Genomic DNA, 25,578 nt, shown 5'->3' on the forward strand with positions numbered 1-25,578 from the left:
CGTCCTAGTCCTCCGAGCCGTCCGAGCCTCCGAACCCCCTGAGCTGTGCCCGGCCCGGCCGTCGGCCCTATCCGACCGGTTCCCAGACCGCGTGGTCGTGGGCGAACAGCACCCGGCGCGGCCCGTACTCCGCCACCCGGTCCAGCCAGGCCCGGTAACCGGGCAGCGGCGCGGCCACGCCCTCGCGCGACGCCCGCCGGGCGAGCACCGCCTGGCCGTACTCGGACGCGAAGTCGTACGCCTGCCCGGCCAGCATCACCGTGTCGCCGCCGGGCCGCTCGACCACCAGTGACTGGTGGCCGTCGGTGTGCCCGGGCGTCGGGAGTACCCGTACGCCCGGCCAGACCTCCGTCTCGCCGTCCAGCTCGCGGTAGTCGGCGCCGGGGAAGTCGACCAGCGCGTCGATGGTGTACGCGCCGCGCCGGGCGGCGGCCAGTTCGGCCGCCTGGACGAGGACGGGCGTGCCGGCGAGCAGCGGATTGCCGCCGCAGTGGTCGAAGTGGAGGTGGCAGTTGACCACCAGGTCGATGTCGGCGCCGGCGACGCCGACGGCCGCGAGCGCCTCCGTCAGCGGGCGGCGGACCGGGCGGTAGTGCGCTTCGGTCTCGGGCTCTCCTGCGCCGATCCCGGTGTCGAACAGCAGCAGCCCCTCCGGGCGGCGGACCAGGTACGCGAGGACCGGCTCCACCCGCGGTTCCGGGCCGCCCACCTCGGACGCAGGCCGGACGAAGTACCCCAGATCGAGGCGGTGGACCGCGTGCATGGAGCCCCCCTTGTCGCGCTGTTCCCCGTACGGGCGGCCGCGGCGGCCCCCGTTCGCAGCCTATCCGCCGATCGGCAGCCCCCGGTCGGCCTTCACCTGCTTCATCGTCAGATGCGAGTTGACCTGCGCGATCCCCGGCAGGCTGGAGAGCACGTCGGTGATGAAGCGCTCGTACGCGGCGATGTCGGCCACCGCGATGCGCAGCAGGTAGTCGGGTTCCCCGAAGAGGCGGTGCGCCTCCACCACTTCCGGCAGCTCCGCCACCCGGCGTTCGAACTCGGCGACCGTCACCTGATCCTCGTGACGCATGGTGATCGTGACGAAGGGCTGGAAGCCGCGTCCGACCGCCGTGCCGTCCAGGAGGGCGCGGTAGCCGCGGATCACGCCGTCCTGCTCCAGTTGTCGGACCCGGCGCAGGCAGGGGGAGGGGGTGAGGTCCACCCGGGCGGCCAGGTCGGCGTTGGTCAGGCGGCCGTCCTGCTGGAGCTCGCGGAGGATTCTGCGGTCGATTCGGTCCATGGCGCAATATTCTGCCAAAACGCGGGCCGGGCGAGCGGGAAGTGGCCATCGCGTGCCAGGGCTATCCGGCTACCTTCAGTGACCGAACGCACCGGACAGGTGCCGCGAGGATCACCGGACCAACGGCCGGGACCCGCCCGAACGAGCACGACAGGTCACCGCCACCCATGGACACCCACGCCCTCCTCCTCTTCCTCGGAGTCGACCTGCTGCTGGTCTGCACACCGGGGCCCGACTGGCTCTACATCGCCGCCCGGGGCCTCGGCCAGGGCCGTCGCGCCGCCTTCATCGCGGTCGGCGGCGTCTGCGCCGGCTACGCCGTCCACACCCTGCTCTCCAGCGCCGGCCTGGCCGCCGCGCTGCGTGCCGTCCCCGCCGCCCTGCCCGTCCTGCGCCTCACCGGCGCCGCGTACCTGCTGGTGCTGGCCGTCACCATGCTGCTCACGCTGCGCAAGGGCGGGGGCGCCACGGCCCTCACCGAGCCCAAGCCGCAGCCCACCGCGACCGTGCTGCGCCAGAGCATGCTGACCGCCCTGCTCAACCCCAAGGGGCTGCTGCTCTACCTCTCCCTGGTGCCGCAGTTCGTCGAGCCGGGCGCCGCGCTGCCGGTCGGCGGGCAGGTGCTCGCCCTCGGCTCGCTCAACGTGCTGGCCTGCGCCGTCGTGTACGGGCTGGTCGCGCACGCCAGCGGACGCCTGGGCGGACGGCTCGGCGGCACCCCGCGCGCGGCGCGCCGGATGACCCTCGTCTCGGCGGTGCTGCTGATGCTGGTGGCGGGCGTCACGGCGAGCGCCTGAGAACGGGAGCACAATGCCGGGCATGACAGAGCGTCCGACCTTCCCCGGCACCCGGCCCGCCGATCAGCCCGCGTCCGGCGAGCAGGCTGCGTCCGCCGATCGGCCCGTGCCCGCGGAACAGGCTGCGTCCACCGATCAGCCCGCCCCCGGCGGGGAACCCGCGGACCGGCCCACCGCCGACCTCTGGGCCGCCCTCGGCGGATCGGCCGACCTGCTGGGGCGGGTCTCCTTCCACGGCCCCGGCGACGTCCTGCCCTCCGGCCTGCCGGTGCGCCGGCTCGCCCGGGCCACCGTGGCCGCCTGCTCGCTGGCCGCCGCCGAACTCGCCGCCCACCGCGCCGGCGGCCCGGTCCCCGCCGTCCGGGTGGACCAGGGCGCCGTCGCCACCGCCTTCGTCAGCGAACGCCACCTGACCGTCGACGGCCGCACACCCGTCAGCTTCGCCCCGCACTCCGGCTTCTGGCGCACCGCAGACGGCTGGGTCCGCACCCACGCCAACTACCCGCACCACCGCACCCGACTGCTCGCCGCCCTCGACCTGCCCGCCGACGCCGGGCCCGAGCAACTCGCCGAGCTGCTGGGTGAACTGCCGGCGGAGCAGGTCCAGGAGCGGGCGTTCGAAGCGGGGGCGCTCGCCGTGGCCGTCGCGCCGGTGAGTGCCACCATGCACCCCCTGGTGGAGCGCCGGGCGACCGGCACCGCGCCCGTCCGCCCGCTCGGCGACGCCGGCCCGGAGCGGCCCGCCGCCGGGATCCGCGTCCTCGACCTCACCCGGGTCATCGCCGGACCGGTCGCCACCCGCACCCTCGCCCTGCTGGGCGCCGACGTCCTGCGCGTCGACCCGCCCCACCTCCCCGAGGCCGACGACGCCCACGCCGACACCGGCTTCGGCAAGCGCTCCACCCGCCTCGACCTCGCCGATCCCGCCGACCGCGCCGTCTTCGACGGCCTGCTCGCCACCGCCGACGTCCTCGTCACCGGATACCGCCCCGGCGCCCTCGACGCGTACGGCCTCGCCCCCGACGCACTGTCGGCCCGCCACCCCGGCCTGATCGTCGCGCAGCTCTGCGCCTGGGGCTGGACCGGCCCCTGGGCCGGCCGGCGCGGCTTCGACAGCCTCGTCCAGGCCGGCGTCGGCATCGCCGCCCACGAGGCCGGACCCGACGGCCGCCCGGGCGTACTGCCCGCCCAGGCCCTCGACCACGGCACCGGCTATCTCGCCGCCGCCGCCGTCCTGCGCGTCCTCACCGAGCAGCGCACCGGCCGGCCCGGCGGCCGCCACCTGCGGTTCTCCCTCGCCGGTACGGCCTCGTGGCTGCTGCACGGCATCCCGCCCGAGGCGCCCGCCCCTGACGCCCCTGCTGCCCCGGCGGACGGCGCCCCGGACACCGGGACGTACGACCCGGCCCGGTGGCTCGCCGAGACCGACTCCGCCTACGGACGGCTGCGCCACGCCCTGCCGCCCATCGCCTACACCGGCGCGCCCACCGACTGGTCCCGCCCGCCGGGGCGCTGGGGGACGGACGCGCCGGTCTGGCTCTGAGGACGCCGCGCAACCGCCGCCCGGCCGGCGGTGTCACAGGCAGCTGACAGCATCGGCCCATGACTGCACACGCCACCGACTACACCTGGTTCGAGCAGCGCTACCCCGTCCCCGGGGCGGCCCACTGCCTGACGCTGGTCGAGGGGATCACCGCCGACGAACTGCTGAGCCGCTTCGGCGCGCTGCCCGGTCGGGAGGTCACCGGCCTGGACGCCGTGGTCGCCGCCTGGGAGACCTTCGACGACGGGGAGGACGAGGAGGCGGAGGCCCGGATCGAGCCGGAGGACGACCGGCTGCTCGTCGCGGTCACCGAACTCGACGGGTGGGCCGTCGTCGTCGAGGTCTTCGGCCACCTCGGCAGCCTGCCCGACGTCATCCGCCGCCTCGCCGACGGCACCCGGCTGGTCTCGCACTTCCGGAACGCCGTCGCGGTGGACCACTTCAACTGGTGGGAGCAGGGCAGCTGCCGGCTCCGGTTCGAGCCGCTGTTCCCCGCCCAGCGGCACGGTTCGGACGCCGACGCCCCCGGTGTCCCCGCGCTGCTGACGGCCTGCGGCTTCCGGCTCGACGGGGAGGGCCACGACCTGCACACCGAGGCCGCGTTCGCGCTGGCCGAGCGGCTGACAGGCGTCCGGCTCACACCGGAACGGCTGGAGGCCGCCACCTTCCGGATCGGCTACGCGCCGACGCGCTAGCTGCGGAGTCTGCTGGCCCGTGGAGTCTGGCCCGTGAAGTCAGAACCGTCGAGTCAGGTCGTGGAGTCAGGTCGTGAAGTCAGACCCCCGCCGGGATCTGCTTGGCCCGGCCGCGCATCTGGAGGGCCGTCACGATCTCGATCAGCCCGAGGACCACCAGCCAGCAGCCGGCCAGGACGGCCAACGCGGCGATCGAACCGACCGGCCAGACCAGCAGCAGCACACCGGCCACCGTGTTGGCCGCGCCTGCGAAGGCCTGCCAGCCACGGGCCGGCATCGCCGGGTCGGAGACCGCGGCGGCTAGCTGGGTGATGCCCCGGAACAGCCAGCCGATGCCGATCCAGATCGCGAGCAGGACCAGCGACTGCGCCGCGCTGCGGAAGCAGAGCAGCCCCAGCAGGACGCAGATCGCCCCGCTGATGAAGGCCAGCACCCGCATTGCGGTGGACGCGTGGGTGCCGAACGCGGCGACCAGCTGCACGATGCCGATGACCAGCAGGTAGAGGCCGAACAGCACGCCCACCACCAGCAGGGTCTCCTTCGGCCAGACGAAGACGACGATTCCGAGGGCCAGCGAGACGATTCCGGCGAGCAGCAGGACCTGCCAGGCGGCCTTGGCGAGCTGGCCGAGCGGACCCTGGACCGGGGAACCGTCGGGGGTGATGATCGGGGAAACCACGGTGGTGTACTCCTCGGGGCCGGGGACGGGCAGGGGCCGAACCCCAGACTGGCCGGGCCACCGCCGACCGGCGCGTCGGGTACGGCCGTTCGGGGGAGACGAATGTTCGATGGAACGGCTCCGGTGGCCTTCCGGTCGCCGGAACGACACCGTCCGGCCGTCTGCCGTCGATATCATCCGGCGGTATGACTTCTGAAGGGTGGGGGACCCGTTCGGTCGAGCCGGTCAGTCAGCACTACATCGTCTGCGGGGGCAACGCACTGGCCCACCGGCTGGTCCTGGAACTCGTCGAGCACTACGAGGTCCCGGTCGTCGTCCTGGTCGCCGATCGCACCCGCGACCACGCGCCGCAGATCGAGCAACTCCCCGGCGTCGCCGCCGTCGTCGAGTACGCCAGCATCACCGACGAGGCGCTGCGCGAGGTGTCGATCGACACCGCCCGCGGCCTCGCCCTCGTCGAGGGAAGCGACCAGGACAACATCCACGCGGCGCTCAGCGCCCAAGGCCACAACCCGGACCTCCGGATCGTGCTCCGGATGTTCAACCAGCGCCTCGGCGAGAACATCGAACGGCTGCTCAGGAACGGTGCCGCGCTCTCCGGTTCCGCCACCGCCGCACCCGCCTTCGCCGCGGCGGCGCTCGGGCGGCCCAACTCGGTCGAGATCGGCGGACGCTTCCTGCACATCGCCTTCGACGACGCCATCACCTCCGACCGGATCTGCGTGGTCGCCGACCACATCGACCGCCAGGACCTCAGCAGGATCCGCCTGCTGCCCGAACAGCGCGGCGACTCGGCCGACTTCGTCCGGCTCGCCAGCGAGTTCGGCGACGACGGGCCGGTCCGCCCCGGTGGCGTCCGCCGCGACGCGGAACCGGAGCCGGTGCCCGAGGAGGAGCCGGGCGGCGTGGCCGCCCTCCAGGCGCTGCGCATCGAACCCAGGGAACCGATCAGCTGGGCGCGGCGGGCGCGCTGGCGGCTGCTCGACATGATGCGCTTCTTCACCAGCGCCCGGATGCGGCTGGTGCTGCTCACCGCCCTCGCCGCAGTGCTGATGGCCTTCGGCGTGCTCTGGTACCTGAACCGGAACTTCGGCTGGACCCTCTACATCTCGCTGCTCGACCTCGCGGGCGCCGCCCAGCCCGACCAGCTCGCCGACATCGCCGCCGGGACGGGGACGGGCGGGCTGTGGCAGCGGGTGGCGCAGGTGGTGATCACCATCTGCGGGATCACCTTCGCTCCGGTCGCCACCGCCATCGCGGTCGAGGTGCTCGGCTCCGGGCGGCGCGGGCAGCCCCGCAACCCCGGGGCCGGCACCCGGGACCACGTGATCGTCGTCGGCCTCGGCAACGTCGGCACCCGGGTCGCGGCCCAACTGCACGAACTGGGCGTGCCGGTGGTCTGCATGGAGCGCGACCCGCAGGCCCGGGGCATCGCCGCCGCCCGGGCGCTCGGCATTCCGGTGGTCCTGGGCGACGGCCCGTTCGAGGAGCAGTTGCGCCGCGCCCGGTTGAAGCACAGCCGGGCGCTGGTCGCGGTGAGCGGCGACGACGCCACCAACCTGGAGGCGGCCCTGGAGGCGCGCCACGGGAATCCCGAAGTCCGCGTGGTGGTCCGGCTGTTCGATGACAACTTCGCCGGGCACTTCTACGCGACGCTGGACAACGCGGCCTCGCGCTCGGTCTCGTACCTGGCCGCACCCGCCTTCGCCGCCGCCCTGATGGGGCGCGAGGTGCGCGGGATGCTGTCGGTGTTCCGGCACGTGCTGCTGATCGCCGAGTTGACGGTCGAGGACGGCAGCGGGCTGATCGGGATGAACCGGCACGACCTGGAGGACCCGGGCGGCGTCCGGGTGATCGCCGTCCGGTTCGCCCGCAGCACGCAGTTGCAGTGGAACTTCCCCGACCGCACCCGGCGCCTCACCCCCGGCGACCAGATCGTGGTCGCCGCCACCCGCAGTGGGCTAGCCCGGCTCAACACGGCGCTGGTGGACGAGGCGTGACGGCGGCCGGCAGGTAACAGCCGACAGCCGGTAGCCGACAGATAACAGCTAACAGATTTCAGATGACGAAATCTGTTAGCTGTTATCTGTTACTTGTCACCTGTTACCTGTCAGCTGTCAGCCGTGAGCGGCCAGGTCACCGGTTGGTGAAGGACGGCGGGCGCTTCTCGGCGAACGCCGCCATGCCCTCCTTCTGGTCCGCCGTGGCGAACGCCGCGTGGAACAGCCGGCGCTCGAAGCGGACGCCCTCGGCGAGGGTCGTCTCGAAGGCGCGGTTGACGCTTTCCTTCATCATGACCGCCGCCGGGGTGGACATCGCCGCGACGGTCTCGGCCACCGTCAGGGCCTCGGCCAGCAGTTGGTCCGCCGGGACGATCCGGGAGACCAGGCCGGCCCGCTCGGCCTCCTCGGCGCCCATCATCCGGCCGGTCAGGCACAGTTCCATCGCCTTCGCCTTGCCGACCGCCCGGGTCAGCCGCTGCGAGCCGCCGATGCCCGGGATCACGCCGAGCTTGATCTCCGGCTGCCCGAACTTCGCGGTGTCCGCCGCCAGCAGGATGTCGCACAGCATCGCCAGCTCGCAGCCGCCGCCCAGCGCGAACCCGGCCACCGCCGCCACGACCGGCTTGCGCAGCGCGCCGAGCCGGTCCCAGGGGCCCAGCCAGTCGTCCAGGTAGACGTCCGGGAACCGGTTGCCCTGCATCTCCTTGATGTCGGCGCCGGCCGCGAACGCCTTCTCCGAGCCGGTGATCACCAGACAGCCGATCTCCGGGTCCCGGTCGAAGGCGGTGGCGGCCGCGACCACCTCGTTCATCAGCTGGGTGTTCAGCGCGTTGAGCGCCTTCGGCCGGTTGAGCGTGATCAGCCCCACCCGGCCCTTGCGCTCGACCAGGATCGTCTCGTAGGTCTCGGTCTCGGTCATCGCCGTTGACTCCCATTCCGCTGCTCGGCGCCGCGCGGGCGCGCCCTGACCGTCCAACGATCTACGACGCGCCCCGACTCGCGCCAGTCTTGGTATGCGAGACGGTCGTCACGGGCCCGGCTCCCCGCTGCGGAGCCGGGGCCCGGGGCTCCGGACGCGGGCGGCCTCCGGACACGGGACGTCAGGGGTCAGAAGCGGACCCCGTAGCGCTCGGCCGCCTGCCGGACGGTCTCCGCCTTGACCTCGCCCCGGCGCGCCAGCGCGGCCAGCGCCGCCACCGTGATCGACTGGGCGTCCACGCCGAAGTGTCGCCGCGCCGCGTCCCGGCTGTCGGAGAGGCCGAAGCCGTCCGTGCCGAGCGACGTCCAGTCCTGCTCCACCCACGGGCGGATCTGGTCCGGCACCGCGCGCATCCAGTCGCTGACCGCCAGCACCGGCCCGGGCGCCCCTGCCAGTGCCCGCGTCACATAGGGGACGCGCGCCGCCGCGCCCGTACCGGCCGCAGCCTGCGCCAGGTTGGCCGCGTCGCAGTCCAGTGCCTCCCGGCGCAGCTCCGTCCAGGAGGGCGCCGACCAGACGTCCGCCGCCACGCCCCAGTCCTCGCCGAGCAGTTGCTGGGCGGCGAGTGCCCAGCGCGCGGCGGTGCCCGAGGCGAGCAGCTGGAGCCGCGGCGCGTCGCCGTCCGGCGAGGGCTCCGCCGGGCGGTAGCGGTACAGCCCGCGCAGGATGCCGTCGGTGATGTCAGTGATGTCAGTGATGTCAGTGGCGTCGGTAGCGTCGGTGACATTCGTGCCGGTCGGCAGCGGCGGCTGTGGCAGCGGCTCGTTGTAGACGGTCAGGTAGTAGAACACGTCCTCACCGTGCGGGTGTTGGGGGCTGCTGCCGTACATCCGGCGCAGGCCCTCGCGGACGATCACCGCGACCTCGTACCCGAAGGCGGGGTCGTAGGACAGCGCCGCCGGGTTGGTGGAGGCGATCAACTGCGAGTGGCCGTCGGCGTGTTGCAGGCCCTCGCCGGTCATCGTGGTGCGTCCGGCGGTGGCGCCGATCAGGAAGCCCCGGCCCAACTGGTCGGCCAGGGCCCACATCTGGTCGGCGGTGCGCTGCCAGCCGAACATCGAGTAGAAGATGTAGAACGGGATCACCGGCTCGCCGTGGGTGGCGTAAGCGGTCGCGGCGGCGGTCAGTGAGGCCATCGAACCGGCCTCCGTGATGCCCTCGTTGAGGATCTGGCCGGTCGCCGACTCCTTGTAGTGGAGCAGCTGGTCGCGGTCGACCGGTTCGTAGGTCTGCCCCAGCGGCGAGTAGATGCCGGCGCTCGGGAAGAGCGACTCCATGCCGAAGGTGCGTGCCTCGTCCGGGACGATCGGTACCCAGCGGTGACCGGTGGCCTTGTCCCGCATCAGGTCCTTGACCAGCCGGACGAACGCCATGGTGGTCGCGATCTCCTGCGTGCCGGAGCCCTTGAGCAGGGCCTCGAAGGGCTTCGCGGGCGGCTCGGGCAGCGGGGTGAAGCGCACCCGGCGGGCGGGCGCGGGGCCGCCCAGCGCGGCGCGCCGCTCCCGGAGGTAGCGGGCCTCCGGGGAGTCCGGGCCCGGGTGCGCGTACGGGACCAGCTCGCCGGTCAAGGCGCTGTCGGGAATGGGAAGTTCGAGCAGGTCGCGCATCGCCCGGAACTCCGCCCCGGAGAGCTTCTTCATCTGGTGGTTGGCGTTGCGGGCCTCGAAGCCGGGGCCGAGCGTCCAGCCCTTGACCGTCTGCACCAGCACCACCGTGGGGGCGCCCCGGTGCTCCAGCGCCGCCCGGTAGGCGGCGTACACCTTGCGCGGTTCGTGCCCGGCCCGGGAGGTCGCGACGATCTCCAACAGCCGCTGGTCGTCGACGGTTTCGGCGATGGCCCGGAGTTCGGGCGCGGACTGGAACAGGTGCTCGCGGACGTAGCGGGCGTCCGAGGCGGCGTAGGTCTGGAACTGTCCGTCCGGCACCTTGCCGAGCCGGCGCACCAGCGCGCCCGTGGTGTCGCGGGCCAGGAGGTCGTCCCAGGCCTCGCCCCACAGCGACTTGACGACGTTCCAGCCGGCGGCGCGGAACTGGCGCTCCAGCTCCTGGACGATCTTTCCGTTGCCGCGCACCGGTCCGTCCAGGCGCTGGAGGTTGCAGTTGACCACGAAGGTGAGGTTGTCCAGCCCCTCGCGGGCGGCCAGGGCGAGCGCGGCGGTCGACTCCGGCTCGTCCATCTCCCCGTCGCCGAGGAACGCCCAGACGTGCGAGCCGGAGGTGTCCTTGATGCCGCGCGCGGTCAGGTACCGGTTGAACCGGGCCTGGTGGATGGCCGACAGCGGTCCGAGGCCCATGGACACGGTCGGGAACTCCCAGAACCACGGCAGCCGGCGCGGGTGCGGGTACGAGGGCAGGCCGTCGCCGCCGGCCTCCTGCCGGAAGCGGTCCAACTGGGCCTCGCCGATGCGCCCTTCGAGGAAGGCGCGGGCGTAGACGCCGGGTGCGGCGTGGCCCTGGACGTACAACTGGTCGCCGGAGCCGTCTGCCTCCTTGCCGCGGAAGAAGTGCTGGAAGCCGACCTCGTACAGCCAGGCGGCCGACGCGTACGTGGCCATGTGCCCGCCGAGGCCGCCGCGGTGGTTGCCCCTGGTCACCATGGCGGCGGCGTTCCAGCGGTTCCAGGCGGTGATCCGGCGCTCGATCGCCTCGTCGCCGGGGAACCCGGGCTCGGCGCCGGTCGGGATGGTGTTGACGTACGGGGTGTCCAGGAGTGGCGGGACGTCGAGGCGGCGCAGTTCGGCGTGTTCGACGAGGCGGCGCAGCAGGTGGGCGGCGCGGTGCGCTCCGCCGAAGTCGCTGGCGGCGTCCAGGGAGGCGCGCCACTCCGCGACCTCTTCGGGGTCGCGGTCGGGAAGCTGGTCGAGCTGGGACACGGATGGTTCCCCTTTGCCGGTGCTTCAGAGTTCCTATTCCGGGATGCGGAATAGCATTTCTCTCCATGGAAGGTCTCTATGGACGGTAGGGAGTGCCTCGGCGGCGCGTCAACCGCTACTGGAGAGTAATATGAGCGATGATCGATCATCTTTATGCGAACGGTAATCTCGGGGCGGGACCCGCCGAGACCAGCCAGGACCCGCCAGGACCTCGCCCGGATCCGCTCAGGCGGAGCGGTCGGCGTACTCCAGGACGTGTTCCGCCAGCAGCCGCCCGACCTCCGGATCCCGCTGCCGGAAGGCCTCGATCAGCGGAGCGTGGTCGGCCGCGTTCTCGTGCAGCTCCGGGCGGACCCGGTGCAGCGACAGCACCGTCCACACCTCCACGCCCAGCCCCTCCCAGGTCCGCAGCAGCGCCCCGTTGCCGGCGGCGGCCACGATCTCGCGGTGGAAGGCCACGCCGTGCCGGGCCTGCCCGAGCGCGTCACCCGCCCCGGCCGCCGCCGCCATCCGCTCCGCGTGCCGCTCCAGGGCGGCGGTGTCCCCGGCCAGGCGGACGACCGCCGACTCGGCGGCCAGCCGTTCCAGCGCGGCCCGTACCTGGTAGACCTCGCGCAGTTCGGCCGGGCTGATCTCGCGCACCCGCACGCCCCGGTTGGGCTCGGCGTCGAGCAGCCCGAGCGACTGCAGCGAGCGCAGCGCCTCGCGCACCGGCGCCTGGCTGACGTTCAACTCGGCGGCCAGGCGCCGTTCCACGATCCGGTCGCCGGGCTGCCAGCGCCCGTTCAGCAGGCCCTCCAGCAGCAGTCCGCGCACCTGCTCGCCGAGCGGCACCCGGGACAGCGGGTCGGCGTCCCCGGCGGGCGGCGGAGGGCTCGGGCGGGTCATGCGGGCTCCTTGATCGTGGTTCGTGACGCGTGGTTCATGGCGCGTGGTTCATGGCGCGGGGTTCATGGCGCGGGGTTCATGGCGCGCGGTTCACGGCGCGCGGTTCACGGCGTGAGGTTCATCGCGCGCGGCGGTGCGGGGCCGGCGGCGCCGCCCGGTCAGGCCAGGCCCAACTCGTCGCCCACGCGCGGGGCGAGGAAGCGGGCGATGTCCGCCTCCCCGACCTCGGCGAGCGCCGCCGGGGACCAACGCGGGGTGCGGTCCTTGTCGATCACCTGGGCGCGGATGCCCTCGACCAGGTCGTGCCCGCCCAGCGCGGCGCAGGAGACGCGGTACTCCTGGTCGAGCACGGCCTCCAGGGAGGGGAGCGTGCGGGCCCGGCGCAGCGCGGCGAGGGTCACCGTGACGGCCGTGGGGGAGTTGCCGAGGACCAGCTCCGCGGCCTCCTTCGCCTCCGCCACACCGGAGTTCAGCAGTCGTTCGACGATCTCCCCGACGGTGTCGGCCGCGTAGCAGGCGTCGATCCAGCCGCGCTGCTCCGCGAGCGGGGCCCCCGGCGCGGGCTCGGCGTGCGCGGCGACGACGGCGGCCGCGTCGGGGCTCTCGGCCAGGGCGTCGAGCAGCGCCGCGATCCGCGTCGAGGGGACGAAGTGGTCCGCGAACCCGCACAGCAGCGCGTCACCGGGGCCCATCGAGGCGGAGGTGAGGCCGAGGTGGGTGCCCAACTCGCCCGGGGCGAGCGCGAGGAGCCGACTGCCGCCGACGTCCGGGACCAGCCCGATCCGGGTCTCGGGCATCGCGACGGTGGAACGTTCGGTGACGATCCGGACCGCGCCGTGGGCGGACAGGCCGACGCCGCCGCCCATGGTGATGCCGTCCATCACCGCGACGTAAGGCTTCGGGTAGTGGGCGATCAGCGCGTTCAGCCGGTACTCGTCGCGGAAGAAGGCCCGGGTGCCGGCCCCGCCGGCCTTGGCGTCGTCGTGCAGTGCGCGGAGGTCGGCCCCGGCGCAGAGGCCGCGTTCGCCGGCGCCGGTCAGGACGACGGTGCGCACCCGGTCGTCCGAGGCCCACTCGGCCAGCGTCGCGTGGACGGTGGTGATCATGCCGTGGGTCAGCGAGTTGAGCGGCCGCGGCCGGTTCAGCACGATCCGTCCGGCCCCGCCGTCCAGGGAGACCTGGACCTCCGCCACCTCTGCGCTCATCGGGTCCGTTCCCGTCGTCCGGTCGTCCCTCGGTCTTGACGACTCCTGTCGTCCACCGTACCGGGGCGGCGCGGAGCCGTGATCACCTGACCGGCCGGCCGACGGGCCGCGAGGACATCGTCGCCACCGGTGGGGCGGGCCTGTAGACGCGGTGGGTTCGGTGCGCGAGGGGAAGTTCGGGGAAGGGGTGGAGGTAACAGATAACAGCTGACAGATGATGAAATCTGTCAGCTGTTATCTGTCGCCTGTGATCTGTGATCTGTTATCTGTGATCTGTTCGCCGTCAGTTGTCGGCCGGCGGCGGCGGACCGGCTACGGCTGGACCCGCCCCGTCACCTCGCCGAAGCCGATGACGGCGCCGTCCGCCCCCGGAGCGGTGGCGGTGATGGTGACCTCGTCGCCGTCCTCCAGGAACGTCCGGGTGGTGCCGTCCGGGAGCTTCAGCGGCTCCTCGCCGTTCCACGTCAGCTCGATCAGCGCGCCGCGGGTCTCCGGCTCCGGTCCGCTGACGGTGCCCGAGGCGAACAGGTCGCCGGTACGCAGCGAGGCGCCGTTGACCGTCATGTGGGTGAGCTGCTGCTGTGCCGTCCAGTACATCGAGGCGAACGGCGGCCGGGACACCAGGTGCCCGTTCAGCCGGACTTCCAGCGCCAGATCCAGTCCCCACGGCTCGCCGCCGCGGTCGTCCAGGTACGCCAGCGGCTCGATGTCGCGCTCGGGCGGCGCGACCCGGGCGTGCTGCAGGGCGTCCAGCGGGACGATCCACGGGGAGACGGAGGTGGTGAAGGACTTGCCGAGGAACGGGCCGAGCGGCACGTACTCCCAGGCCTGGATGTCGCGCGCGGACCAGTCGTTGACCAGGCAGACGCCGAACACGTGCTCGCGGAAGTCGTCCAGGGTGACCGGTCGGCCCAGCTCGGACGGGGTGCCGACGACGAAGCCGACCTCCGCCTCGATGTCCAGCCGCCGGGTCGGCCCGAACGACGGCGCCGGGTCGGCGGGCGCCTTGCGCTGCCCGTGGGGCCGCACCACCGGGGTGCCGGAGACGACCACCGTGCCGGCCCGCCCGTGGTAACCGATGGGCAGGTGCTTCCAGTTGGGGGTGAGCGGCTCCGATCCCGGGCGGAAGATCCGGCCCAGGTTGGTGGCGTGGTGCTCGGAGGCGTAGAAGTCGACGTAGTCGGCGACCTCGAACGGCAGGTGCAGCTGGACCTCGCCCGCCGGCAGCAGCGCGGGCGACAGCGCCTCGCGGTAGGACTCGTCCGTCAGCCACCGCGTGAGGTCGGCCCGGACCTGCGTCCAGGTCGAACGCCCCGCCGCCATCAGCGGGTTGAGCGAGTCCGCGGCCAGCAGCGCGGACGGCGCCCCGGCCGCCTGGGCGGCCGCCGCGGCGTCCAGCACGAAGTCCCCGACGCGCACGCCGATCCGGCGCCGGCCGGGCTGGTCGGCGGCGGTGAACACGCCGTACGGCAGGTTGTGCACGCCGAACGGCGAGTCCTGGGCGCTGGCGAGCCAGCTGCGGGGGGTGGTGCTCAACGGTCCTCCTGGGGCTGTGGCGTGGACGGCAGCAGGCCGAGCGCGGCCAGGTCGTCCAGGGGTTCGGTGATGCTGCACGTGCCGAACGCGGTGAACGAGTTCCGGATCACCGTAACCTGACGATCGGTCAGTTCATGGACGGCCTTGGCCAGCACCGCGCCGTCGCGTTCCGCCAGCACCGCCGCTGCCGCGGCCCGGTCGGTCTCCTGCGCGGCCAGCAGCACGTTGAGGAAGCCGTGGTGCTCGAAGCCGGTGGCCGGGTCGGTGTGCCGGACGGCGTTGTGCAGTCCGGCGGTGCACTTGTACGGCAGCCCGCGCAGCGCGCAGCCGGTGAGGAAGGCGGCCAGCTCCTCCTCGTCCGGGAACGCCTCGGCCACCACCCCGCCGGTGCGGAACTTCGCCCGGTAGGGGCTGTCGATGAGCACGTCCAGCACTTCGCCCAGGCCGTCGCCGCGCAGGAGTTCGCGCGGCAGCTCGATGGCGGCCGGGACGTCCGGCGGCAGCAGCCGGTCCAGGGCGGCGACCGCCTCGGCGGCGTCCCGGACGGCGAGTTCGACGCCGGCCAGCTCGAAGGGCGCGGCGGCGGCGAGCGCCGGGCCGAGTTCGGCACTGCCCCCCGGCAGTACGAGCCCGACCCTGAGCGGCGCACCGCCCTCCGCCGCACCGCCCGAAGCCGGCGTGCCGGTCGGTGCCACCGCCGCACCGCCCGCCACCGCCGCGGCCAACTCGCCCAGCCGGCCCGCCCCGCACAGGAGCGGGCCGACCGCCTCGGCGTACCAGGCCGCGCGGTGCCCGCGGTGCGCGGGCACCGCCTCGGCGATCGGCAGGTTCCCCGGGGGGAACACCGCGGCGTCGTCGAAGAGCCCGCGGAACAGCTCGGGGATCGCCCCGGTGGCCGGTGAGTCGGGCACGGCGGACGAGGCGGCGCTCATCGCCCGGGCCCCCGCCCGGCCCAGGTCCAGGCGTAGTTGCCGTCCTCGCCGGCCCGGCCGCCCTCGCCGAGCTCCAGCGGGCGGAACGTGTCCACCATGACGGCGAGTTCGTCGAAGAACTCCACGCCGATGCTGCGCTCGTACGCGCCGGGCTGCGGCCCGTGGGTGTGCCCGCCGGGGTGCAGCGAGATCGAGCCCTGGCCGATGCCCGAGCCCTTGCGGGCCGCGTAGTCGCCGCCGCAGTAGAACATGACCTCGTCGCTGTCCACGTTGGCGTGGTAGTACGGTACCGGGATCGACAGCGGGTGGTAATCCACCTTGCGGGGAACGAAGTTGCAGATCACGAAGCCGTTGCCCTCGAACACCTGGTGGGCCGGCGGCGGCTGGTGGACCCGGCCGGTGATCGGTTCGAAGTCCCGGATGTTGAAGGCGTACGGGTACAGGCAACCGTCCCAGCCGACCACGTCGAAGGGGTGGTGCGGCACGGTGTAGCGGGTGCCCGAGACGCCGTTCGGGCCGCGGTGCTTGACCAGCACGTCGACGTCTCCGGAGGCGCCCCCGGCGGCGTCCTCCGTGGCGTCGACGACCAGCGGGCCGACCGGGCCGCGGAAGTCCCGCTCGCAGTACGGCGCGTGCTCCAGCAGCTGCCCGTACTTGGAGAGGTAGCGCTTGGCCGGGGTGATGTGGCTGTTCGCCTCGATGCAGTACGCGCGCAGCGGTTCGTCCCCGGCCGGCACCCAGCGGTGGGTGGTGGCGCGCGGGATGATCACGTAGTCGCCCTGGCCGACCTCGATCGAGCCGAAGACCGTCTCGACCGTGCCGGAGCCGGACTCCACGTACACGCACTCGTCACCGAGCCCGTTGCGGTAGAGCTCGCTCGGGGCCCCGGCGGCGACGTACGAGATCCGCACGTCGCCGTTGCCGAGGACCAGGCGGCGGCTGCCGACGACGTCCGCGGACTTCCACTCCTGGTCCGCGAACAGCTCGTGCAGCTTGAGGTGGCGGGGGAGCAGGGGGTGGTTGGGCACCGTGGACTGGTCCGGCAGCTCCCACGGCACCGCGTTCACCACGGCCGAGGGGATGCCCCGGTGGTAGAGCAGCGAGGAGTCCGACGAGAACCCCTCCTCGCCCATCAACTCCTCGTAGTACAGCCCGCCTTCGGGTGTGCGGTGCTGGGTGTGCCGCTTGGGCGGGATGCTGCCCAGCTGCCGGTAGTACGCCATCTCCCTGCTCCTCCTCGACCGTGCTCAGCCGACCGTCCTCACGGTACGCCCGACCGTACTCAGAGTTCCCCGGCACTCACAGGTTGCCGCGGGCGTCCTGCTCGCGCTCGATCGCCTCGAACAGCGCCTTGAAGTTGCCCTTGCCGAAGCCCAGCGAACCGTGCCGCTCGATGAACTCGTAGAAGACGGTGGGGCGGTCGCCGATCGGCTTGGTGAAGATCTGCAGCAGGTAGCCGTCCTCGTCGCGGTCGACCAGGATGCCGCGCGACTTCAGGTCGTTGATGTCCACCCGCACCTTGCCGATCCGGGCGCGCAGCTCCGGGTCGTCGTAGTACGAGTCGGGGGTGTTGAGGAACTCCACGCCGCGCGAGCGCAGCACGTCGACGGTGGTGAGGATGTCGTTGGTGGCGAGCGCCATGTGCTGGCAGCCGGGGCCGGTGTAGAACTCCAGGTACTCGTCGATCTGCGACCGCTTCTTGGCGATGGCCGGCTCGTTGAGCGGGAACTTCACCCGGTGGTTGCCGCTGGCGACGACCTTGGACATCAGGGCGGAGTAGTCGGTGGCGATGTCGTCGCCGACGAACTCGGCCATGTTCACGAAGCCCATGACCCGGTTGTAGAACGACACCCACTCGTCCATCCGGCCCAGCTCGACGTTGCCGACGGCGTGGTCGAGGGCCTGGAACAGGCGCTTGGGCGAGCCCTCCGGGTGCTGGACCTTGCTCTGCGCGGTGATGTACCCCGGCAGGTAGGGGCCGTGGTAGCGGGAGCGGTCGATCAGGGTGTGGCGGGTCTCGCCGTAGGTGGCGATGGCCGCGCGGCGCACGGTGCCGTTCTCGTCGGAGACGTCGTTCGGCTCCTCCAGGACGGTGGCGCCGGTCGCGCGGGCGTGGGCGATGCACTTGTCGACGTCCGGGACCTCCAGGGCCAGGTCGACGACGCCGTCGCCGTGGCGGCGGTGGTGGTCCAGCAGCGGGCTGTCCGGCAGCACCCCGCCCTTGATCACGAAGCGGCAGGAGCCGGAGCGGAGCACGAAGGCCTTGCGGTCACGGCGGCCGGTCTCCGGGCCGGAGTAGGCGACCAGCTCCATGCCGAACACGGCCTGGTAGAACTGGGCCGTCTGGGTGGCGTTGCCGACCACGAAGACGACCGCGTCCTGCGCGGTGACGGGGAACGGGTCGGTGGCCGGGTCGTGCTCGACGAGGCCGACGAGGCGGCGCAGCTGGTCGGCGTCGAGACCGGCCTCGCGCTCCTCGGGGGTCAGCTCAAGGGCGTGGGACTGCGGGGTCATCGGTCGTTCCTCCACTTTTGGCCTCGGCTCTGAGGCGTCCGCTTGAGGCGGCCGCGCCGCGAACGGGTGGGCGGTGCGGCTGGCGGAGAGCTTGCTCCTGTCCGGGTGGCTGGGCAACAGGTCGGGATTTCACTGTTCAATGTGTACAAGCTGATCAGGAAATCCCGCATTCGGCTGCGCAAAATGTGCTGCCGATCGGGACCGGTTCACGGGGCCCGCGACACCGGGTCCTGGGCGGTCCCGAGCGGCGCGAGGTGGCGCAGGAACCAGGCCCCGGCGAGCTCGGCGACCTGGTCCAACGTGCCCGGCTCCTCGAACAGATGGCCCGCACCCGGCACCACCGCCAGTTCGCTCACGCAGTGCAGCCGGGCCCGGGCCCGCCGGTTCAGGTCGATCACGGTGGTGTCCAGGCCGCCGACCACGAGCAGCGTCGGGGCGCTCACCCGGCCCAGGACGTCGGGACCGGCGAGGTCGGGGCGCCCGCCGCGGGAGACCACCGCGCCGACGGCGGGCCCGAGCGCGGTGGCGGTGTGCAGGGCGGCGGCGGTGTGCAGCGCGGCCGCGGCGCCGGTGCTGGCGCCGAACAGGCCGAGCGGCAGGCCGCGGGTCTCCTCCAGCCGGCCCAGCTCCTCGGCGACGGCGGTCAGCCGGTCACCGAGCAGTCCGACGTCGAACACCTTGCGGCGGTCCGGCTCCTCGGCCTCGGTGAGCAGGTCGAACAGCAGCGTGGCCAGCCCGGAGCGGTTCAGGTACCGGGCGACGTGACGGTTGCGCGGGCTGCGCCGGCCGCTGCCGCTGCCGTGCGCGAAGAGCACGATGCCGCTCGGCGCGGCGGGGACGGTCAGCCGGCCGGCGAGGCGCACACCGGCGGCGCGCAGGACCAGCTCGCGGTCCACGTCCACCGGCCCCGGCGCGCGCCGCCCGCTCGCGGCCTCGGCGAGCAGCCGCAGGACCTCCTCGTCGCCGGTCTGCGCGAAGTCCCCGTAGAACTCGCCGATCGAGAAGAACGGCGACGGTGTGCCGACGCAGACCAGCTCGTCGGCGACCTCGGACAGGCGCTCCGTCCAGTCCGCCGGGGCCACCGGGACGGCGAGCACCACCCTGGCCGCGCCCCGGGCCCGGACGATCCGGCAGGCGGCCCGGGCGGTGGAGCCGGTGGCGACGCCGTCGTCCACCACGATCACCGTGCGGCCGCGCAGGTCGGCGGGCGGGCGGCCGCCCCGGTAGCGGCGGGCCCGGCGCTCCAACTCGGTGCGCTCGCGCCGCTCCACGGCGGCCAGCTGGTCGTCGCCGACCCCGGCCAGCCGGATGACCTGCTCGTTCAGCACCCGGACGCCGTCCTCGCCGATCGCCCCCATGCCCAGCTCGGGCTGGTAGGGCACGCCGAGCTTGCGGATCACGCAGATGTCCAGCGGCGCGCCGAGCGCGGCCGCCACCTCGGCGGCCACCGGGACCCCGCCCCTGGGCAATGCCACCACCACGGTGTCGGCGCCGCCCAAGTGGCCCACGCGGGCGGCCAGCCGCCGGCCCGCGTCGGTCCGGTCGGTGAAGTGGGTCCCGGTGCCGTGCATGACGCGCCCTCCGTGTTCCACGGTACGTCCGGGCGGCGTCGCGCGGGGCGCCGAGGGGGGCACCGAGGGAGCACCGAGGGAGGCGCCGCGGGGGCGGGGCACCGGGGGCGTGGGCCCGTACCCCCGGTGCCCCGCCCCCGGGGCCGTTCCACGTTCCGCGCGGCGGCTACGGACGCATCTCGTACGCGCCCGACAGCTCCTCGACCCGGGCCCACACGGCGGCGGCCCGCTCCGCGTTGGCGACCGGCCGGCGCACGTTCGCCAGCGCCCAGGCGGCCTGCTCCGGGGTCGTCGAGGCCTTGCCGTGCAGCTCGGTCGCGTGCGCGGAGAAGTCACGGACCAGCGCGTCGAAGATCTGGTCCAGGACGTCCTCGTCCAGGCCGGTCAGCTCCGCCTGCTCCAGCACCAGCTGGCCGTAGACGATCAGTGCGAACAGCTGGCCGATCTCCAGTAGGAAGTCCAGGTCCGCCTGCTGCTCCTTGCTCGGCGCGTGGCTGAGGAGCAACTCGCAGAAGCCGTCGGCCTGTTCGCGGAAGCGGGCGACGTTGGGCAGCTGCGTGTGGCGGTCGTACGCGGTGCGCCAGTCGTGGAAACGGATCGCGCCGAGGCCGCGGGCCGCGCCCTGGCGGAACAGGAAGGCGTCGTCGGCGGCGTCCAGCCGGGTCGGCACCGGAGCGTAGTCGCTCGGGGCGAACAGGTAGTTGCCCATGAACTTGAGGATCAGTGCCAGGTTGACGTGGACGGTGCCCTCCAGCTTCGGCAGGCCGCGGATGTCCTTCGCCGCCTTGTCGAAGTAGGTGTCCGCCTCGAAGCCCTTGGCCGCGATGACGTCCCACATCAGGTCGATGACCTTCTCGCCCTCGGTGGTGACCTTCATCTTGGTCATCGGGTTGAACAGCAGGTAGCGGCGGTCCTCGGGGGAGGCGGTGCGGAAGTAGTCCACGGCCCGCGCGCTGAACATCTTCATCGCCACCAGGCGGGCGTACGCGTCGGTCAACTCCCGTCGCACGTGGGGGAAGTCGGTGACCTTCCGGCCGTACAGCACCCGGTTGTGGGCGTGCGTGACGGCCTCGTACATCGCGTGCTCGCAGATGCCGACCGAGGCCGTGCAGAGGTTGAACTTGCCGACGTTGACGGTGTTCAGCGCGGCGTCGAAGGCGGCCTGCCCGGTGTGCAGCACGTCCTCGGCGCGCACCGGGTAGCCCTCCAGCCGGAACTCGCTGACGTACATCTGGGCGTTCACCACGTTCTTGACCAGGTGGTACGCGTCGTGGCGGCTGTCGGCGGCGAAGAAGACGTAGCCCTCGGGGCCCTCGACGTCGGAGCGGCGGCCGAACACCGAGACCAGGCCGGCCACGTTGCCGTTGCCGATGTAGTACTTGGAGCCGGTCGCGGTGAAACCGCCCTCGCCGTCCGGGGTGAGGATCATGTCGGTGGAGTAGATGTCGGCGCCGTGGGTGCGCTCGGAGAGGCCGAACGCCATGACGTGACCCTCCGTCAGGAGCTTTGCGGCGCGGGCCCGGACGGCCTCGTTCTTGCTCTGCCAGACCGGCCCGAGGCCGAGGATGGTGACCTGCCAGGTGTACCAGTAGCCGAGGCCGTAGAAGCCGAGGATCTCGTTCAGCTCGGCGATCCGGGAGGTGTCCCAGCGCTTGCCCGGGTCGGCCGCGGACGGGGTCAGGAACTCCGCGAACAGGCCCTCCTTGGCGGCGAATTCGAGGAAGTCGGCGTACCAGGTGCGGTCGACGTAGGTGTCGATCAGCGCCTTCTTGCCGCGGGACTCGAACCAGTCCACGGTCGCGCGCAGCAGCCGGCGGGTCGGCTCGTCGAACTGCGCGGGGTCGTACGTACGCGGGTTGAAGAGCATCACGGGCTCCCGGGGGTCGAGGGTGAGGGGTGGCGGGTGAGGAGGCGGCGGGTGGTGGCCGGCGGATGACGGCGAACGGCGGACAGATGACAACCGACAGATGACAACTGACAGAGTTCAGCTTTCAGATTTCAGATTCTGTTATCTGTCACCCGTCATCTGTGGCCCGTCATCCGCGGCAAGGCGGTGCAGGGTGGCGAGTACGTCGTCGAGCCAGGCGAGGGTCATCCGCTCGTACTCGATGCCGCCGCGCAGCACCACGTGCTGGAGCTCCTGCTGGGTGTCGAGCGCGGTGAGGTCGGGGAAGTCGCGCTGCTCGCCGTGCAGGTAGCGGGCGAGCAGGGCGGCGTGGCTCTCGCGGTGCCGTTCGACCTCGGAGATCAGCGCGGCCGGGTCGTCGAAGGCGGCGGCGCGGATCTTGACCGCGAGCTCGTGGCGGACGGACTCCGGCTCGACCGGTTCGCGCAGCCAGCCGGCGAGCACGGCCCGTCCGGCGTCGGCCGCCGAGTAGACCTTCTTGTCCGGCCGGCCGTCCTGGGCGACCTCTTCCGCGGCGACCCAGCCGTCGGCCTCCATCCGCCGCAGCACCTTGTAGATCTGCTGGTGGGTGGCGGTCCAGAAGCGCCCGATGGAACGGTCGAAGCGCCGGGCCAGTTCGTAGCCCGAGCCCGGCTGCTCCAGCAGTGAGACGAGGATCGCGTGCTCCAGTGCCATGCCCGGCATCCTGCTATGCAACGAATTGCATAGGCAATGGGGGTCCGGAGTGGTGAGACGCAGGTCACCGGCGTGATCGGATGGTTATCGAGCATTTACGGCCAAAAGGCGCAAATCGGCGGAGAGGCGCCAGAATGGGTACGGGGCAAGAGCCCTCCATGTTCCGAACCCTAGGAGGTGGTATCGGTGTCTACCCAGATTCCGATGGGCATGGAGCATCACCCGGACATCGTCGAACTACGGGAGCACTACGAGCGGATCACCTCGACCCCGCGGGCCCAGGCCACGGAGGCCCTGGCCGTGCTGGCCGGTCTCTTCCTGGCGGCATCGCCATGGATCGTCGGCTTCACCGCCTTCAACACGCTGACCGTGACCTGCCTGATCGTCGGCCTGGCCTACTGCGTGCTGATGGCGGGATACGGGTCGGCCTACGAGCGCACCCACGCGAGGGCCTGGGCGGCCACCGTGCTCGGCGCGTGGACGATCGTCTCTCCCTGGCTCGTCTCCGGATCGGCCGCGCAGGGCAGGAACATCGTCACCTGCGTCATCGTCGGTGCCGTGATGTTCCTGCTCGGTCTCGCGGCGATCTCGATGGCCACGATCACGGCGAACGGAGCAGCGATGCGGCTCGGCCGGGCCGGCCGCGCCAAGGGCTGACGTCACCGACAGTCCGCGTCCGGGGCGTGGAGGGCCGAACCGCCCTCCGCGCCCCGGCGCACGTCGTCAGGGAGCCGCGGCCGTCACGGGCGGGTCGGTGGCCGTCACGGGCGGGTCATCCGCAGGACGTCCAGGGCCTCGTCGAGCTGCTCCCGGGTGAGCTTGCCCTGTTCCACGTAGCCGCGCTCCAGCACGACCTGTCGGATCGTCTTCCGTTCGGCCAGCGCCTGCTTGGCGACCTTCGCCGCCTCCTCGTACCCGAGGTAGCGGTTCAGCGGGGTGACCACCGAGGGGGAGGACTCCGCGTACTCCCGGGCCCGTTCGACGTTGGCGGTGATGCCGTCCACCGTCCGGTCCGCCAGCAGGCGGGCGCTGTTGGCGAGCAGCCGCACCGACTCCAGCACGTTGCGGGCGAGCACCGGGAGCATCACGTTCAGCTCGAAGTTGCCGCTCGCGCCGGCCAGGGTGACCGTCGCGTCGTTGCCGATTACCTGGGCGGCGACCATCAGCACCACCTCGGGGAGCACCGGGTTCACCTTGCCCGGCATGATCGACGAACCGGGTTGCAGGTCCGGCAGGTTGATCTCGCCGAGGCCGGTGCGCGGGCCCGAGCCCATCCACCGCAGGTCGTTCGCGATCTTCGTGAAGCCGACGGCCACCGTGCGCAGTTGCCCGCTCAGCTCGACCAGGGAGTCGCGGGCGCCCTGCGCCTCGAAGTGGTCCCGCGCCTCGGTCAGCGGCAGGCCGGTGGTGCGGGCGACCTCCTCGATCACCGCCGCCGGGAAGCCCGGCGGGGTGTTGATCCCGGTGCCCACCGCCGTGCCGCCGAGGGGCAGTTCGGCGACCCGGGGGAGCGTCGCCAGCAGCCGCTCCCGCCCGTGCCGGACCTGGGCGGCGTAGCCGCCGAACTCCTGACCGAGGGTGACCGGCGTGGCGTCCATCAGGTGTGTCCGGCCCGACTTGACCACCTGTGCGAACTCGGCGGCCTTGCGCTCCAGCGCCTCCGCCAGGTGCTCCAGCGCCGGGATCAGGTCGTGCGTGACGGCGGCGGTGGCGGCGATGTGGATCGAGGACGGGAAGACGTCGTTGGACGACTGGCTGGCGTTCACGTGGTCGTTCGGGTGGACCGGGCGGCCCAGCCGCTCGGCGGCCAGGGTGGCGATCACCTCGTTGGCGTTCATGTTGGACGAGGTGCCCGAACCGGTCTGGAACACGTCCACCGGGAACTCGTCGTCCCACCGCCCCTCGGCGACCTCCTCGGCCGCCGCCGCGATCGCCGCCGCCGTGTCCTCGTCCAGGACGCCGAGGCGGGCGTTCACCCGGGCCGCCGCGGCCTTGATCCCGGCCAGCGCGGCGATGTGCGCGCGCTCCAGCCGCTGGCCGGACACCGGGAAGTTCTCCACCGCCCGCTGCGTCTGCGCCTGCCACTTCGCGGCGGCCGGCACCCGGACCTCGCCCATCGAGTCGTGCTCGACGCGGTACTCCCGCTGGTTCTCCTGCTCGTCACCCATCACGCGCTGCACCTCCTGAACGGGCCGGTGGTCCGGCCCCGAGCGGTCTCCGATCACCACAGCCGCGCGCGGGCCCCGGGTATTTCCGCCCGGCCGCATCCGGTGTCGCGGCCCGGTCACGCTCGCGGTTCCGGCCCGGTCACGCTCGCGGTTCCGACCCGGCCGCGTCCACGGTTACGGCCGGGCCGCGTCCGGTCGTTGCCGTCGGGCCGTGTCGGCCGGGCCGCCTCCGTCGTCACCGCCGGGGCAGCTCGGCGCGGACCAGTTCGCCCGGCGCGGTGCCGGCCTGGGCGACCAGGGCGCCGCCCGGCGCCCAGAAGCCGGAGCCGCCCGAGGTCTGCGGCTGATCGCCGCTCGCCCCGGCGGAAGTGGCCAGTACGGCCCACACCCCGTGGGCGGCGGCGCGGTCGCGGAGGTGCCCGTCCCGGCGGGCGGCCTGCGCGGGCCCCGCGCCGTACAGGGTGGAGGCGACGTAGGCGTCGATGCCGAGTGCGGCGGTCTCCTCGGCGTGCGCGGGATCGGCGGCGTCGGCGCAGATCGCGAGGCCGAACCGCAGGCCGTCCAGTTCCAGGACGGCGGGCCCCTCGCCGGGGGTGAACCGGTCGTGCTCGGCGCCGTGCAGCCGCGTCTTCCGGTACACGACGACGGCGCCTTCGCCGGTGACGGCCAGGGTGGCGATGGACTCGCCTCCGTCGGGCTCGGTGACCGGCGCGCCGACCAGGGCGGTCGTGCCGGTCGCGGCGCAGGCGGCGACCAGCGGGGCGAGGCGCGGATCGGCCGGGCCGAGCGCGGGCGCGGCCAGGTCGTAACCGGTCAGGGACAGCTCGGGGAACACCACCAGACGCGCGGCGGCCTCCCGTACCGCCTGCGCGTGCCGTTCGACGTTCACGGCCACGGTGTCCGGGCGGCCGGCGTCGGCGCAGGCGGGCTGGGCGACGGCCACCGTCGCGGTGGCGGTGGCGATCAGGGGCGCGGGCATGGCGGTGCCTCCGGGCACGAGGTGGAAAAGATCAACGTATGCGCAGGTCCGGGCGGTGGACAAGGGTTTCGCGTGTCAGCCGGGAGGGCGGCGGCCGGGGCGGACGCACGCACCGCTCCGCGCTGTGCCCGGAGCGGGCGCCGACCCGGAGCATGATCACCCGAATGGATGAATAGCTGCGTGGAGTGCTTCAAACTGCCGTACGCCACTTCGTACGCTCCTGACCGGGCCGGATTCACGCCGGCCCCACCCTGATCGCCGCTGCTCGGCATCACCGCTGTGCGGCGTCATCGCTGTGCGGCATCACCGCCGCTCGGCGCGGGTGACCGGCTAGTGGGGGCGAACTCATGACG

The 25,578-nt window shown here is 72.9% G+C and carries 21 protein-coding genes; 5 read left to right on the top strand and 16 right to left on the bottom strand.

Annotation, left to right across the window (positions count from 1 at the left end; translation table 11 throughout):
- Positions 1 to 67 precede the first annotated feature (67 nt).
- On the bottom strand, positions 68 to 763 hold the full coding sequence (locus tag ACFVTF_RS15815) for an N-acyl homoserine lactonase family protein (protein WP_387813952.1): 696 nt from the start codon (positions 761 to 763) through the stop codon (positions 68 to 70).
- A gap of 60 nt (positions 764 to 823) precedes the next feature.
- Positions 824 to 1,282: an Lrp/AsnC family transcriptional regulator gene (locus tag ACFVTF_RS15820; RefSeq protein WP_371520287.1), complete on the bottom strand. Its 459-nt coding sequence runs from the start codon at positions 1,280 to 1,282 to the stop codon at positions 824 to 826.
- 167 nt (positions 1,283 to 1,449) lie between these two features.
- Here ACFVTF_RS15820 and ACFVTF_RS15825 point away from each other — a divergent pair, with 167 nt between their 5' ends.
- From ACFVTF_RS15825 to ACFVTF_RS15835, 3 genes are read left to right on the top strand one after another with little or no spacing between them, the layout of a single operon-like run.
- Complete coding sequence (locus ACFVTF_RS15825; RefSeq protein WP_371520289.1) at positions 1,450 to 2,079, top strand: LysE family translocator; 630 nt, start codon at positions 1,450 to 1,452, stop codon at positions 2,077 to 2,079.
- Between the two features lie 22 nt (positions 2,080 to 2,101).
- Positions 2,102 to 3,622: a CoA transferase gene (locus ACFVTF_RS15830; protein WP_387813955.1), complete on the top strand. Its 1,521-nt coding sequence runs from the start codon at positions 2,102 to 2,104 to the stop codon at positions 3,620 to 3,622.
- A 59-nt stretch (positions 3,623 to 3,681) separates the two neighbouring features.
- On the top strand, positions 3,682 to 4,317 hold the full coding sequence (locus ACFVTF_RS15835; protein ID WP_371520295.1) for a DUF6461 domain-containing protein: 636 nt from the start codon (positions 3,682 to 3,684) through the stop codon (positions 4,315 to 4,317).
- 79 nt (positions 4,318 to 4,396) lie between these two features.
- Here the strand turns inward: ACFVTF_RS15835 and ACFVTF_RS15840 are convergent, their stop codons facing one another.
- Entirely contained in the window at positions 4,397 to 4,996 is a 600-nt protein-coding gene (locus ACFVTF_RS15840) for an HdeD family acid-resistance protein (RefSeq protein ID WP_371520298.1), read from the bottom strand.
- A gap of 185 nt (positions 4,997 to 5,181) precedes the next feature.
- Between ACFVTF_RS15840 and ACFVTF_RS15845 the strand changes: the two genes are divergently transcribed.
- Positions 5,182 to 6,996, top strand: coding sequence for an NAD-binding protein (locus ACFVTF_RS15845; RefSeq protein ID WP_387813957.1), 1,815 nt, complete (start codon positions 5,182 to 5,184; stop codon positions 6,994 to 6,996).
- A 136-nt stretch (positions 6,997 to 7,132) separates the two neighbouring features.
- Here the strand turns inward: ACFVTF_RS15845 and ACFVTF_RS15850 are convergent, their stop codons facing one another.
- From ACFVTF_RS15850 to ACFVTF_RS15900, 11 genes are all read right to left on the bottom strand, one after another.
- Positions 7,133 to 7,918 carry an enoyl-CoA hydratase gene (locus ACFVTF_RS15850; protein ID WP_371520303.1) on the bottom strand — a complete coding sequence of 262 codons (786 nt, stop codon included), beginning with the start codon at positions 7,916 to 7,918 and terminating at the stop codon, positions 7,133 to 7,135.
- A gap of 188 nt (positions 7,919 to 8,106) precedes the next feature.
- Complete coding sequence (gene aceE / locus ACFVTF_RS15855; protein ID WP_387813959.1) at positions 8,107 to 10,851, bottom strand: pyruvate dehydrogenase (acetyl-transferring), homodimeric type; 2,745 nt, start codon at positions 10,849 to 10,851, stop codon at positions 8,107 to 8,109.
- 225 nt (positions 10,852 to 11,076) lie between these two features.
- On the bottom strand, positions 11,077 to 11,739 hold the full coding sequence (locus ACFVTF_RS15860; protein WP_371520309.1) for a GntR family transcriptional regulator: 663 nt from the start codon (positions 11,737 to 11,739) through the stop codon (positions 11,077 to 11,079).
- Between the two features lie 158 nt (positions 11,740 to 11,897).
- A complete protein-coding gene (locus ACFVTF_RS15865) occupies positions 11,898 to 12,944 on the bottom strand; it encodes an enoyl-CoA hydratase/isomerase family protein (protein ID WP_387813961.1) in 1,047 nt (348 codons plus the stop codon).
- 312 nt (positions 12,945 to 13,256) lie between these two features.
- On the bottom strand, positions 13,257 to 14,480 hold the full coding sequence (gene fahA, locus ACFVTF_RS15870) for a fumarylacetoacetase (protein WP_387813963.1): 1,224 nt from the start codon (positions 14,478 to 14,480) through the stop codon (positions 13,257 to 13,259).
- Positions 14,477 to 15,412, bottom strand: coding sequence for a hypothetical protein (locus ACFVTF_RS15875; RefSeq protein WP_387813965.1), 936 nt, complete (start codon positions 15,410 to 15,412; stop codon positions 14,477 to 14,479). Before ACFVTF_RS15875 ends, fahA begins: the two co-directional genes overlap by 4 nt.
- Positions 15,409 to 16,635: a homogentisate 1,2-dioxygenase gene (locus ACFVTF_RS15880; RefSeq protein ID WP_387813967.1), complete on the bottom strand. Its 1,227-nt coding sequence runs from the start codon at positions 16,633 to 16,635 to the stop codon at positions 15,409 to 15,411. The genes ACFVTF_RS15875 and ACFVTF_RS15880 overlap by 4 nt, the downstream gene beginning before the upstream one ends.
- A 76-nt stretch (positions 16,636 to 16,711) precedes the next feature.
- Positions 16,712 to 17,926 carry a 4-hydroxyphenylpyruvate dioxygenase gene (hppD, locus tag ACFVTF_RS15885; RefSeq protein WP_350875044.1) on the bottom strand — a complete coding sequence of 405 codons (1,215 nt, stop codon included), beginning with the start codon at positions 17,924 to 17,926 and terminating at the stop codon, positions 16,712 to 16,714.
- Positions 17,927 to 18,132: 206 nt separating this feature from the next.
- Positions 18,133 to 19,497, bottom strand: a complete 1,365-nt coding sequence (locus ACFVTF_RS15890; protein ID WP_387813969.1) for a phosphoribosyltransferase family protein — start codon at positions 19,495 to 19,497, stop codon at positions 18,133 to 18,135.
- A 166-nt stretch (positions 19,498 to 19,663) separates the two neighbouring features.
- Positions 19,664 to 21,364 (bottom strand): acyl-CoA dehydrogenase family protein, encoded by a 1,701-nt coding sequence (locus tag ACFVTF_RS15895; protein WP_363616535.1) that lies wholly within the window; start codon positions 21,362 to 21,364, stop codon positions 19,664 to 19,666.
- A gap of 141 nt (positions 21,365 to 21,505) precedes the next feature.
- Positions 21,506 to 22,078 carry a PadR family transcriptional regulator gene (locus ACFVTF_RS15900; protein WP_371520330.1) on the bottom strand — a complete coding sequence of 191 codons (573 nt, stop codon included), beginning with the start codon at positions 22,076 to 22,078 and terminating at the stop codon, positions 21,506 to 21,508.
- Between the two features lie 186 nt (positions 22,079 to 22,264).
- On the opposite strand from ACFVTF_RS15900, the gene ACFVTF_RS15905 reads away from it, so the two are divergent.
- Positions 22,265 to 22,735, top strand: coding sequence for an SPW repeat protein (locus ACFVTF_RS15905; RefSeq protein WP_063349890.1), 471 nt, complete (start codon positions 22,265 to 22,267; stop codon positions 22,733 to 22,735).
- Between the two features lie 104 nt (positions 22,736 to 22,839).
- Here the strand turns inward: ACFVTF_RS15905 and ACFVTF_RS15910 are convergent, their stop codons facing one another.
- Both ACFVTF_RS15910 and ACFVTF_RS15915 read right to left on the bottom strand, forming a co-directional pair.
- A complete protein-coding gene (locus ACFVTF_RS15910) occupies positions 22,840 to 24,246 on the bottom strand; it encodes a class II fumarate hydratase (protein WP_387813971.1) in 1,407 nt (468 codons plus the stop codon).
- A gap of 235 nt (positions 24,247 to 24,481) precedes the next feature.
- Positions 24,482 to 25,225, bottom strand: coding sequence for a carbon-nitrogen hydrolase family protein (locus ACFVTF_RS15915; protein ID WP_387813973.1), 744 nt, complete (start codon positions 25,223 to 25,225; stop codon positions 24,482 to 24,484).
- Positions 25,226 to 25,578: the final 353 nt, after the last annotated feature.

The sequence above is a fragment of the Kitasatospora sp. NPDC057940 genome (assembly GCF_042887425.1).
In the GTDB taxonomy this organism is placed as follows: domain Bacteria; phylum Actinomycetota; class Actinomycetes; order Streptomycetales; family Streptomycetaceae; genus Kitasatospora.

Excerpts from the sequence above, each read along its gene's own strand:
- ACFVTF_RS15815 (WP_387813952.1), bottom strand. The coding sequence starts at position 763 with ATGCACGCGGTCCACCGCCTCGATCTGGGGTACTTCGTCCGGCCTGCG.
- ACFVTF_RS15820 (WP_371520287.1), bottom strand. The coding sequence starts at position 1,282 with ATGGACCGAATCGACCGCAGAATCCTCCGCGAGCTCCAGCAGGACGGC.
- ACFVTF_RS15825 (WP_371520289.1), top strand. The coding sequence starts at position 1,450 with ATGGACACCCACGCCCTCCTCCTCTTCCTCGGAGTCGACCTGCTGCTG.
- ACFVTF_RS15830 (WP_387813955.1), top strand. The coding sequence starts at position 2,102 with ATGACAGAGCGTCCGACCTTCCCCGGCACCCGGCCCGCCGATCAGCCC.
- ACFVTF_RS15835 (WP_371520295.1), top strand. The coding sequence starts at position 3,682 with ATGACTGCACACGCCACCGACTACACCTGGTTCGAGCAGCGCTACCCC.
- ACFVTF_RS15845 (WP_387813957.1), top strand. The coding sequence starts at position 5,182 with ATGACTTCTGAAGGGTGGGGGACCCGTTCGGTCGAGCCGGTCAGTCAG.
- ACFVTF_RS15850 (WP_371520303.1), bottom strand. The coding sequence starts at position 7,918 with ATGACCGAGACCGAGACCTACGAGACGATCCTGGTCGAGCGCAAGGGC.
- ACFVTF_RS15860 (WP_371520309.1), bottom strand. The coding sequence starts at position 11,739 with ATGACCCGCCCGAGCCCTCCGCCGCCCGCCGGGGACGCCGACCCGCTG.
- ACFVTF_RS15865 (WP_387813961.1), bottom strand. The coding sequence starts at position 12,944 with ATGAGCGCAGAGGTGGCGGAGGTCCAGGTCTCCCTGGACGGCGGGGCC.
- ACFVTF_RS15875 (WP_387813965.1), bottom strand. The coding sequence starts at position 15,412 with ATGAGCGCCGCCTCGTCCGCCGTGCCCGACTCACCGGCCACCGGGGCG.
- ACFVTF_RS15880 (WP_387813967.1), bottom strand. The coding sequence starts at position 16,635 with ATGGCGTACTACCGGCAGCTGGGCAGCATCCCGCCCAAGCGGCACACC.
- hppD (WP_350875044.1), bottom strand. The coding sequence starts at position 17,926 with ATGACCCCGCAGTCCCACGCCCTTGAGCTGACCCCCGAGGAGCGCGAG.
- ACFVTF_RS15890 (WP_387813969.1), bottom strand. The coding sequence starts at position 19,497 with ATGCACGGCACCGGGACCCACTTCACCGACCGGACCGACGCGGGCCGG.
- ACFVTF_RS15895 (WP_363616535.1), bottom strand. The coding sequence starts at position 21,364 with ATGCTCTTCAACCCGCGTACGTACGACCCCGCGCAGTTCGACGAGCCG.
- ACFVTF_RS15900 (WP_371520330.1), bottom strand. The coding sequence starts at position 22,078 with ATGGCACTGGAGCACGCGATCCTCGTCTCACTGCTGGAGCAGCCGGGC.
- ACFVTF_RS15910 (WP_387813971.1), bottom strand. The coding sequence starts at position 24,246 with ATGGGTGACGAGCAGGAGAACCAGCGGGAGTACCGCGTCGAGCACGAC.
- ACFVTF_RS15915 (WP_387813973.1), bottom strand. The coding sequence starts at position 25,225 with ATGCCCGCGCCCCTGATCGCCACCGCCACCGCGACGGTGGCCGTCGCC.